The following is a 9,869-nucleotide window of genomic DNA, read 5'->3' on the forward strand; positions in this document are numbered from 1 at the left end:
CGGCACCGGCCCGGCCCCCCGTGGCGGCGCCGGTGGGCGAGCAGCGCCCCGCACCCCGGTTTGAACCCATTGAGGCCGATGAAGTGGCTGCCTTCAAGCGAGCCCTCGCCAACGCCGCTGGCGCCACGGCGGCCCCGGCAGCGGCTGCCAAGCCGGGCGTGCCCGTGCGGTCAGGCCCCCTGCTGCCCCCGGCGCAGCCCACCGGTTTTGAAGACACCGAAATGCCCGGGGCAGACAGCCCGTCGCCCGACCTGAGCAGCACCCAGTACGGCGAGTTGCGCTGAGTGCCCGGTGCGGCTTGCACAAAGAGAAGCCCTCCATGTGGAGGGCTTCTTTTTTTGTACGGCGCTGCAGGTCCGGGTGCGCGGCGTGGCACGCATCCGGTGCGTCAATCAGTCCGTCAGTGCCCCGCAAAATCCACCAGCGTATACAGCGGCAGACCCGATGCGCGCAGGCGCTCCGAGCCGCCCAGCTCGGGCAGGTCCACGATGGCAGCGCCTTCGGTCACCGTGGCGCCCAGCTTCTCCAGCAGCCGTCGGCCAGCCATCATGGTGCCGCCGGTGGCAATGAGGTCGTCGATCAGCAGCACGCGGTCGCCTGCCTTCACTGCGTCGGTGTGCAGCTCCACGGTGGCGCTGCCGTACTCCAGCTCATAGGTTTCTTCGACCGTCGTGAAGGGCAGCTTGCCTTTCTTGCGGATGGGCACGAAGCCGACGTTCAGTTCATAGGCCACCACGGCGCCGAGGATGAAACCACGCGCATCCAGCCCGGCCACGACGTCGGGGCGCAGGGCCTTGTCCATGTAGCGGTGCACAAACGCGTCGATGAGCACGCGGAACACCTTGGGGTCCTGCAGCAGCGGCGTGATGTCGCGGAACTGCACGCCCGCGGCGGGCCAGTCGGGCACGGTACGGATGTGCTGGCGGAGGTAGTCGTTGACGCTGAGTGGCTGCATGGGCAAGGGGCTGTTCAAGGGATGCGGGGAAGGCCTGCGCCGGTGCGCAATGGTGCTGCCGCACAACGGCGTTCCGCGCAAAGTGCAGAAGTGTAAACAGCAGCCTGCTCCTTAGGGACCCTCTGCACGCATCAGCGCGCCGTCTGCATTAGCGGGCTCGGGCGGTCTGCCGCGTTGCAAATACTCGCAATAGCGACGGCTACTGCTGCGTTTTGCGCCTTGCAGTCCCTCCCGATCCGCCGCGCTCACTTGCCGCTTGATTCGTGCAGAGGATCCCAAGAACAGGTTCTTGGGCCTTTGCTCGCGCCGGCCCCCTTCACCAGCCCCATAATGTTTCATTGCTGTTACACCCTCGGCGCGGCCTGCCTTGTAGGCCAAGCTCTCTCACAGAAGATTGGCCCATGCCCATCTCCATCCTGCTGATCGAAGGCGACCACGCCCATGCCCAGGCGGTGGCGGGCGCATTGGCAGACCCCTGGTCGGGTTGGCAGGTGGATGTCCGTGCGTCGCTGGTGCAGGCCCGTGAATACCTGCAGCAGCATCGCCCCGACATCGTGCTGGCAGCCCAGAGCACCCTGGGCGGCACCGCCTTTGATCTCCTGCAGCTGCTGGGCAGGGTGCCCGCCATCATCATCGTGCACCCGGGGGCCGAAGCCCATGCGGCGCAGGCCATGCGGCATGGGTTTGACGACTTTGCCGTGCAGGACCCCGCCCTGGACTACCTGCTCACGCTGCCCGCGCAGATCGAAGCTGTACTCGAACGCAGTTCCAGTGACCGTGCGCGGCTGGCTGCCGAAGCCATGCTGGCGCGCCAGCACCGGCTGTTGCAGGCTATTTCGCGCGCCCAGGGTATGTTCATCGCGAGCTCCGGGCCCCGGGCGGTGTTCGAGGCTTTGCTCGAGGAACTGATGTCGCTCAGCCAGAGCTCCTTTGGCCTGCTGGGCCAGGTGCAGCGTGCGCCGGACGGGCACCCCTTCCTGCGGGTGCACGCGATGACTGACAGCAGCTGGGACGCTGCCTCTCGCGTGCTGGATGCCCAGCACGCAGAGGAGGGCATCGTGTTTGATAGCTTGCACTCCCTGGTGGGCGCGGCCCTGGTGTCTGGTGAGCCCGTGATCAGCAACGACGCGCGCTTTGACCCGCGCGCCGCAGGCACCCCGCTCGGCCATCCCGCGCTGCACACCTACCTGGGCCTGCCCATCCACGCCGCTGGCGAGCTGGTGGCCATGGTCGGCCTGGCCAACCGCAGCGAGGGCTATTCGCAGGCAGATGTGCTGTTCCTGCAGCCCCTGCTCAACACCGTGGGCCAGTTGGAGACCGCGCGCCGCGCCGAGCTGGCCCGCAGCGCGGTTGATGCAGAACTGCTGCGCACCAGCGCCCTGCTGGGCGAAAAAACCCGGGCGCTGGAGGTCACTCTGGCCAGCGTCTCCCAGGGCATCACCAATGTGGATGCCGAGGGGCGCATCCGAGTCTACAACCGGCGCTACCTGGAGCTGCTCGACCTGCCCGAGGATCTGCTGGCCAGCCAGCCCAAGGTGGAGGATGTGGTGCGCTTTCAGACCGAGCGGGGCGACTTCGGCCCGCAGTTCCAGCTCATCGAGCCCATGGCGCGCAACTACGTGGCCTCGGAGTACGCGGCGCACGGCGGGCAGCTGACCATGCCCGACTCCTATGTGCGGCGCACGCACAGCGGCCGCTATATCGAGGTGCGCACCCGCGCGCTGGAGCCTGGCGGGCGGGTGCGCACCTTCACCGACGTCACGGATTACCTCAGCACCCTCGAGGCCCTGCGCCAGAGTGAGGCGCGCTGGCGCAGCCTCACGCAGCTCTCGTCGGACTGGTATTGGGAGCAAGACGCCCAGTTCCGCTTTGTGCGGCTGGACGGCAACGCAGAGCAGAAAACCGGCGTACCCGACGAAATGCATTACGGCCTCACGCGCTGGGAGCTGCCCGAAACATTTGTGGGTGAAGGCCAGTGGCGCGACCATCGTGCGCAGTTGGAGGCGCACCAGGTGTTTCACGACTTCGAGATGCAGCGGAGGACCCATGACGGCCAGCCCATCTGGGTGTCGATCAGCGGCGAGCCCATCTTCGATGCAGAGGGCCAGTTCACCGGCTACCGGGGCGTGGCGCGCGACATCACCGAGCGCAAGCTGGCCGAGGCCCAGATCCAGCGCCTGGCTTTTTATGACGAACTCACCGGCCTGCCCAACAGGCGCCTGCTGATGGACCGGCTGGAGCGGGCGGTGGTCAACTGCACCCGCGAGGGCCGCCATGGTGCGCTGCTGTTCCTTGATCTGGACAACTTCAAGGGCATCAACGACACCTTGGGCCACGAATGGGGTGATCGGCTGCTGGTTCAGGTGGGCGCCCGCGTGAGCGCCTGCGTGCGGGCCACCGACACCGTGGCGCGCCTGGGGGGCGACGAATTTGTGGTGGTGATCGAAGCTCTGAACGCTGAAGAGGTCGAAGCTGCCGCCGAATCCGAGACGGTTGCGCAGAAGATACTGGCCGCGCTCAATCAACCCTACCGGGTCGAGGGCTGCGAGATGCACAGCACGCCCAGCCTCGGCATCGCGCTGTTCAAGGACAGGCAGCAGCCCGTGCAGGAGCTCCTCAAGCGCGCCGACCTCGCCATGTACCAGGCCAAAGCCCAGGGGCGCAACACGCTGTGTTTTTTTGATCCCGCCATGCAGGCGGCTGCGACGGCACGTTCGGCCTTGGAGGGGGATATCCGCCAAGGAATTGCACGCAACGAATTTCTGCTGCACTACCAGCCGGTGGTGGATGAAACCGGGCAGCTGCTGGGTGCCGAGGCCCTGGTGCGCTGGAGCCACCCGCAGCGCGGCATGGTGCCGCCCGCCGACTTCATCCCGCTGGCTGAGCAGACGGGCCTCATCCTGACCTTGGGGCGGCAGGTGCTGGCCATGGCCTGCCACCAGCTCGCGCTGTGGGCGGCTGAGCCCGCCAAGGCCGGCTGGACCCTGGCCGTGAACGTGAGCGCGCAGGAGTTTCGCCAGCCCGACTTCGTGCAGGACGTGCTGGCTGTGCTGCGCGACTCGGGCGCAGATGCGCGGCGGCTCAAGCTCGAACTCACCGAAAGCCTGCTGCTGCACGACGTAGAGGACAGCATCCTCAAGATGCAGGCGCTGCGCACCCAGGGCGTGGGCTTTTCGCTCGACGACTTCGGCACGGGCTACTCATCGCTGAGCTACCTCAAGCGCCTGCCGCTCGACCAGCTCAAGATCGACCAGAGCTTTGTGCGTGATGTGCTCACCGACCCCAACGACGCCACCATCGCCTGCACCATCATCACCCTGGCCCACAGCCTGGCCCTGGACGTGGTGGCCGAAGGCGTGGAGAACGAAGGCCAGCGCGCGTTTTTGCTGCGCAACGGCTGCCAGCGCTTCCAGGGTTACCTGTTCGGGCAGCCGGGGCCTGCCAGCTTGCTTTGATTGCTATAAAATATATAGCTATAAAAGCTTTGTGGATGCGCGGAAAGGCCGATTTTTAGTCAGAATTCGGCACTGCCTTTGCAGTCGGCGTGCTCCGTGCCGGGGCGCAGCCGCTCAGGGGGTCATCCTCTGAGCAGCTTGTCCTCCGCCAGCGCCAGCGCAGCTGGGTGCCCGGAGAGCACCAGCGTGTCGCCCTCGGCCAGCAGGGCCTCGTCCACTGCTGCGCTCATGTGGCCGTTGCTACGCCGCAGGTTCACCACGCGCACGCCCATGGCGGGCAGGGCCAGCTGACCCAGGTTGAGGCCCAGCGCGGTGGAGCCCGGCGGCAGGTTGATGGTGGACAGGCGCTCCTGATCGCGCTCGTTGACCGTGTCGTCGTCAGCGCCGTGGAAGTAGCCGCGCAGCAGGTTGTAGCGCGCGTCTCGCTGGTCCTGCACCAGGCGCAGCACGCGGCGCATGGGCACACCCACCAGCGCCAGCGCGTGGCTGGCCAGCATGAGCGAGCCCTCGATGGCCTCGGGCACCACCTCGGTGGCACCGGCCGCCTGCAGCTTGTCCAGATTCGCGTCGTCCTGTGTGCGCACCACCACGGGCACCTGCGGCGCGTGGGATCGGGTATTGGCCAGCACCTTCAGCGCGGCAGGCACGTCGATGTAGGTCACGGCCACGGCGCTGGCACGCACCAGGCCGGCCGCCATCAGGGCCTGCAAGCGGGTGGCGTCGCCATACACCACCGAGTCGCCCGCAGCGGCGGCCTGGCGCACACGGTCCGGGTCCAGGTCGAGCGCCATGTAGGGGATGCCCTCATGCTCCAGCATGCGCGCCAGGTTCTGGCCGCAACGGCCATAGCCGCAGATGATCACGTGTTTGCTGGTGTTGATGGATTTGCGCGCGATGGACGTCATCTGCAGCGATTGCTGCAGCCAGTCGCTGGCCACCAGCTTCATCACGATGCGGTTGCTGTACATGATGAGGAAGGGCGTGGCCAGCATCGACAGCACCATGGCCGCCAGGATGGGGTTCATCAGCGCCGGCTGCACCAGCCCATGGGTCTGCGTGAGCGACAGCAGCACAAAACCGAACTCCCCCGCCTGGGCCAGGTAGAGCCCGGTGCGCAGCGAAACACCCGTGGTCGCGCCCATGCTGCGGGCCAGCAGCAGGATGATCCCGAGCTTGATCACCAGCGGCACTGTCAGCAGCGCCAGCACCAGGGCCCAGCGGTCCACCAGGGTGTTCCAGTCCAGCATCATGCCGATGGTGATGAAAAACAGGCCCAGCAGCACATCGTGAAAGGGCCGGATGTCCGTGCCCACCTGGTGCTTGTACTCCGTCTCTGACACCAGCACGCCCGCAATGAAGGCGCCCAGCGCCAGGCTCAGCCCCGCCAGCTCGGTCAGCCAGGCCAGACCCAGCGTGATCAGCAGCAGGTTGAGCATGAAAAGCTCGTCGCTTTTGCGCCGCGCCACCAGCGTGAGCCACCAGCGCATGAAACGCTGCCCACCCGTGAGCAGGATGCCCACCAGCACGGTGGCCTTGACCAGCGCCAACCCCAGGGCGGTCAGCAACTGGTCGGACGACGAACTCAGGGCCGGGATCAACACCAGCAGCGGCACCACGGCCAGATCCTGGAACAACAGAATGCCCATCACGCGGCGGCCGTGTTCGCTTTCCAGCTCGGCCCGCTCGGCCATCAGCTTGACGACAATGGCCGTGCTGCTCATCGCCATCACGCCTGAGAGCGCTAGCGCGGTTTGCCAGCCCATGTCCCACACCCCCCCCGCCCAGTGGGAGAGCACCAGTGCGGCGCCTGTGACCACCGCCATCGTCAGCACCACCTGCATCAGCCCCAGGCCAAACACCTGGCGTCGCATGGCGCGCAGCTTGGGCAGGCTGAACTCCAGCCCGATGGCGAACATCAGGAACACCACGCCAAACTCGCCCAGATGCCGCACGCCATCGGAGTTCTGCGTCAGCGCCAGCGCATGGGGCCCGATGAGCACCCCGGCGGCCAGGTAGCCCAGCATGGGCGGCAGCTTGAGGCTGCGGCAGACCACGACGCCCAGCACCGCGGCCAGCAGGTAAAGCAGGGTGAGGGCAAGAGAAGACATGGGTTCGATGCTATCCGAGGCTTGTGTGCCGACAATTGCTTTTGTGCAGACGATGCACGGTCCGTGCCAGAGGACATCGCTTCGGGCGGGCCTGCCTGGCATGCCCGGTCGATAGAATCCCCGGATGACTCCCGCCCCCCCTGCCGCACTGCCCCCTTTTGATGCTGATCAGGCCCTGCGCCTGGCCCGTGAGACGTTTGACATCGAGGCTGCGGCTGTCCTGGGCCTCAAGTCCCGTATCGGAACGTCGTTTACCCAGGCTGTGCAAGCAATGCTCACCGTGCGCGGGCGGGTGGTGGTGATGGGCATCGGCAAGAGCGGGCATGTCGGGCGCAAGATCGCTGCCACGCTTGCCTCCACAGGCACGCCCGCCATGTTCGTGCACCCGGCTGAAGCCAGCCACGGCGACCTGGGCATGATCAAGTCCATCGATATCGTGCTGGCGCTGTCCAACAGTGGCGAGGTGGATGAGGTCACCACCTTGCTGCCAGTGATCAAGCGCCTTGGAGCCACCTTGATCGCCATGACGGGGCGACCCCAGTCCACGCTGGCAAAACACGCGGACATCGTGCTCGATAGCGGTGTGGAACGCGAGGCTTGCCCTTTGCAACTGGCCCCCACCGCCAGCACCACGGCCCAGCTGGCCATGGGCGACGCGCTGGCCGTGGCCCTGCTCGACGCCCGGGGCTTCCGCCCCGAAGACTTCGCCCGTTCGCACCCCGGCGGTGCGCTGGGCCGCAAGCTGCTCACCCATGTCAGCGACGTGATGCGCTCCGGCACCGAGGTGCCGCGCGTGGCGCATGATGCCTCGTTCAGCGACCTGATGCGCGAGATGAGCGCCAAGGGCCTGGGCGCCTCGGCCGTCGTGGACGCCGCCGGGCAGGTGCTGGGCATCTTCACCGACGGCGACCTGCGCCGCCGCATCGAGGCTGGCGCCGACCTGCGTGCGGCCACGGCTGCCCAGGTCATGCACCCCAACCCGCGCCGCATTGCCCCCGGCGCGCTGGCCGTGGATGCCGCCGAAATGATGGAAGCCCACGCCATCACCAGCGTGCTGGTGGTAGATGCGGCGGGAGCGCTGGTGGGTGTGGTGCACATCGGCGACCTGATGCGAGCCAAAGTCATATGACACCCCTGAGTCGCTTTACGCCTTCCCCCCAAGCAGGGTGCACCCCCCAGCCCGGCGAAGCCGGTTCCATGGGTGCACTGGCTTTGGCCGTGCCTGTTCAAACGCTGTGTGATGACCTCTGACGCAACCTTTCCCGCCCTGCAGATTGACCCCGAACTGCTGCTGCGCGCCCAGAGCGTGCGCGTGGCCTTCTTTGACGTGGACGGAGTCCTCACCGATGGCGGGCTGTACTTCAGCGAAGCGGGTGAGACGATCAAGCGCTTCAACACGCTGGACGGGCATGGGCTCAAGCTGCTGCAAAAGGCGGGGATCACGCCAGCCGTGATCACGGGGCGTGACTCTGCCCCCTTGCGCGTGCGCCTCAAGGCCCTGGGCGTGGAGCATGCGGTGTTCGGCACCGAGGACAAGCGCCCTGCGGCCGAGGAGATCCTGGCCCGGCTGGGCCTGACCTGGGCCCAGGCCGCTGCCATGGGCGACGACTGGCCCGACCTGCCCGTGATGCGCCGCAGCGCCTTTGCCTGTGCGCCTGCCAATGCCCAGACCGAGGTGCGCCACGCCGCGCATTTCGTCACCCGGGCGCGCGGGGGCGATGGTGCGGCGCGTGAGCTGTGCGATCTGCTGCTTGTGGCCACGGGCCGCTATGCGGCGCTGCTGGCGGACTACACCGCATGATCCGTGTGATTCGCCAGGGCTGGGAGCAGCTCTCGATCTACCTGCCCGTGCTGTTGATGGGGCTGCTGGCCCTGGGCACCTGGTGGCTGGTGCGCAATGCCCCCATGCCGCAATTGCCCCCCATCGACCGCCCCGTCAGACACCAGCCCGACTACTTCATGAAGAATTTTTCGGTGAAGAGTTTTGACGCCACGGGCCGCCTGCAGAGCGAGGTGCAGGGCCTGGAGGCGCGGCACTACCCCGACACGGACACGCTGGAGATCGACCGGGTCCGCATGCGCTCGGTCGGCGCCGACGGCCGACTCACGGTGGCCACGGCCGATCGCGCCCTGAGCAACGCCGATGGCTCGGAGGTGCAATTGTTTGGCAACGCCGTCGTCACCCGCGAGCCCCTGCCCGCCAAGCCGGGAGCCCCCGCTCAGCCCCGCTTGGAGTTCCGGGGCGAGTTTTTGCATGCCTTCACCAACACCGAGCGCGTGCGGTCCGACCAGCCCGTCACGCTCACACGGGGCAATGACCGCTTCACAGCCGACGGCATGGAGTACGACAACCTCGACCAGGTGTTGCAATTGCGCGGGCGTGTGCGCGGCATGATCCAGCCGGGCGCCGTCAAAAAGTAAGCCCGATCTCCTTGCCCCATCCTTGCCCCTGCTGGAGCCTGCATGACCACACCCCTTGTTTTCATCACCGGCGCGTCCAGCGGCATCGGTCAGGCGCTGGCCCTGCGCTTTCACCAGGCAGGCTACCGGCTGGCCCTGGTCGCGCGCCGCACAGAAGAGGTCAAAACATGGGCTTCCGCGCAAGGGGTAAGTGCTGATAGCTATGAAATTTATAGTGCGGACGTGGCGGTGACCGACAGCATCGTGGCCGCAGGCCAGGCCTGCCTGGCGCGCCAGGGGGTGCCAGATGTGGTTATCGCCAACGCTGGCATCAGCGTGGGCATGGACACCGCCGTGCGCGGCGACATCGATGTGATGGCGCGCACCTTTGCCACCAACAACATCGGCATGGCCGCCACCTTCCAGCCCTTTGTGGATGGCATGGCCCAGCGCGGCAGCGGCACGCTGGTGGGCATCGGCAGTGTGGCTGGCATCCGGGGCCTGCCAGGGCATGGCGCATATTGCGCGAGCAAGGCGGCCGTCATCAGCTACTGCGAAAGCCTGCGTGGCGAAATGCGCCCGCACGGTGTGCGGGTGGTCACCATTTCGCCCGGCTACATCGACACACCGCTCACGCAGAAAAACCGCTACGGCATGCCGTTCCTGATGCAGCCCGGGGATTTTGCCGACCGCGCCTTCCGGGCCATCACGGCGGGCGTGAGCTACCGGGTCATCCCCTGGCAGATGGGGGTGGTGGCCAAGCTTCTGCGCCTGCTGCCAAATGCTGTGTTTGACAGGGTGCTGGCGGGGCGCCCGCGCAAACGCCGAATAGACGAGTAGCCCCTACAGGCGCTGCGCGCCTTTCCCCAAGGGCGACGTTCTCCGCGCGCAATGAAAAAAGCCCCCGAAGGGGCTTCTTGCAAAAGAACCGGATGGTGGGAGGCTCAGTAG

At 66.8% G+C, this 9,869-nt stretch carries 7 protein-coding genes and 1 pseudogene; 6 read left to right on the top strand and 2 right to left on the bottom strand.

The annotated features are described in order from the left end of the window. Positions 1-284 (top strand): annotated as a pseudogene (locus DBR12_RS22350) (hypothetical protein); the annotation flags it as partial. Between the two features lie 116 nt (positions 285-400). Here the strand turns inward: DBR12_RS22350 and DBR12_RS11530 are convergent. Beyond that, positions 401-955 (bottom strand): adenine phosphoribosyltransferase, encoded by a 555-nt coding sequence (locus tag DBR12_RS11530; protein WP_094289865.1) that lies wholly within the window; start codon positions 953-955, stop codon positions 401-403. Positions 956-1,356: 401 nt separating this feature from the next. On the opposite strand from DBR12_RS11530, the gene DBR12_RS11540 reads away from it, so the two are divergent. After that, positions 1,357-4,410, top strand: a complete 3,054-nt coding sequence (locus DBR12_RS11540) for an EAL domain-containing protein (protein ID WP_108617373.1) — start codon at positions 1,357-1,359, stop codon at positions 4,408-4,410. A gap of 122 nt (positions 4,411-4,532) precedes the next feature. Here DBR12_RS11540 and DBR12_RS11545 read toward each other — a convergent pair whose 3' ends face one another. Next, a complete protein-coding gene (locus DBR12_RS11545) occupies positions 4,533-6,518 on the bottom strand; it encodes a monovalent cation:proton antiporter-2 (CPA2) family protein (protein WP_108617374.1) in 1,986 nt (661 codons plus the stop codon). A 124-nt stretch (positions 6,519-6,642) separates the two neighbouring features. Between DBR12_RS11545 and DBR12_RS11550 the strand changes: the two genes are divergently transcribed. The 4 genes from DBR12_RS11550 (at position 6,643) to DBR12_RS11565 (ending at position 9,758) form a co-directional block, all read left to right on the top strand. Beyond that, positions 6,643-7,647 (top strand): SIS domain-containing protein, encoded by a 1,005-nt coding sequence (locus DBR12_RS11550; protein WP_108617375.1) that lies wholly within the window; start codon positions 6,643-6,645, stop codon positions 7,645-7,647. 111 nt (positions 7,648-7,758) lie between these two features. Continuing rightward, positions 7,759-8,319 (top strand): HAD family hydrolase, encoded by a 561-nt coding sequence (locus DBR12_RS11555; protein WP_108617376.1) that lies wholly within the window; start codon positions 7,759-7,761, stop codon positions 8,317-8,319. Then, positions 8,316-8,939 (top strand): LPS export ABC transporter periplasmic protein LptC, encoded by a 624-nt coding sequence (lptC, locus tag DBR12_RS11560; protein WP_108617377.1) that lies wholly within the window; start codon positions 8,316-8,318, stop codon positions 8,937-8,939. Before DBR12_RS11555 ends, lptC begins: the two co-directional genes overlap by 4 nt. Positions 8,940-8,981: 42 nt before the next feature. After that, the gene (locus DBR12_RS11565; RefSeq protein ID WP_108617378.1) at positions 8,982-9,758 is read left to right on the top strand and encodes an SDR family oxidoreductase; all 777 of its coding nucleotides are present in this window, start codon (positions 8,982-8,984) and stop codon (positions 9,756-9,758) included. Positions 9,759-9,869: the final 111 nt, after the last annotated feature.

This window comes from Acidovorax sp. HMWF029 (genome assembly GCF_003060895.1).
Classification (GTDB): Bacteria; Pseudomonadota; Gammaproteobacteria; order Burkholderiales; family Burkholderiaceae_C; genus Acidovorax.

Excerpts from the sequence above, each read along its gene's own strand:
- DBR12_RS11530 (WP_094289865.1), bottom strand. The coding sequence starts at position 955 with ATGCAGCCACTCAGCGTCAACGACTACCTCCGCCAGCACATCCGTACC.
- DBR12_RS11540 (WP_108617373.1), top strand. The coding sequence starts at position 1,357 with ATGCCCATCTCCATCCTGCTGATCGAAGGCGACCACGCCCATGCCCAG.
- DBR12_RS11545 (WP_108617374.1), bottom strand. The coding sequence starts at position 6,518 with ATGTCTTCTCTTGCCCTCACCCTGCTTTACCTGCTGGCCGCGGTGCTG.
- DBR12_RS11550 (WP_108617375.1), top strand. The coding sequence starts at position 6,643 with ATGACTCCCGCCCCCCCTGCCGCACTGCCCCCTTTTGATGCTGATCAG.
- DBR12_RS11555 (WP_108617376.1), top strand. The coding sequence starts at position 7,759 with ATGACCTCTGACGCAACCTTTCCCGCCCTGCAGATTGACCCCGAACTG.
- lptC (WP_108617377.1), top strand. The coding sequence starts at position 8,316 with ATGATCCGTGTGATTCGCCAGGGCTGGGAGCAGCTCTCGATCTACCTG.
- DBR12_RS11565 (WP_108617378.1), top strand. The coding sequence starts at position 8,982 with ATGACCACACCCCTTGTTTTCATCACCGGCGCGTCCAGCGGCATCGGT.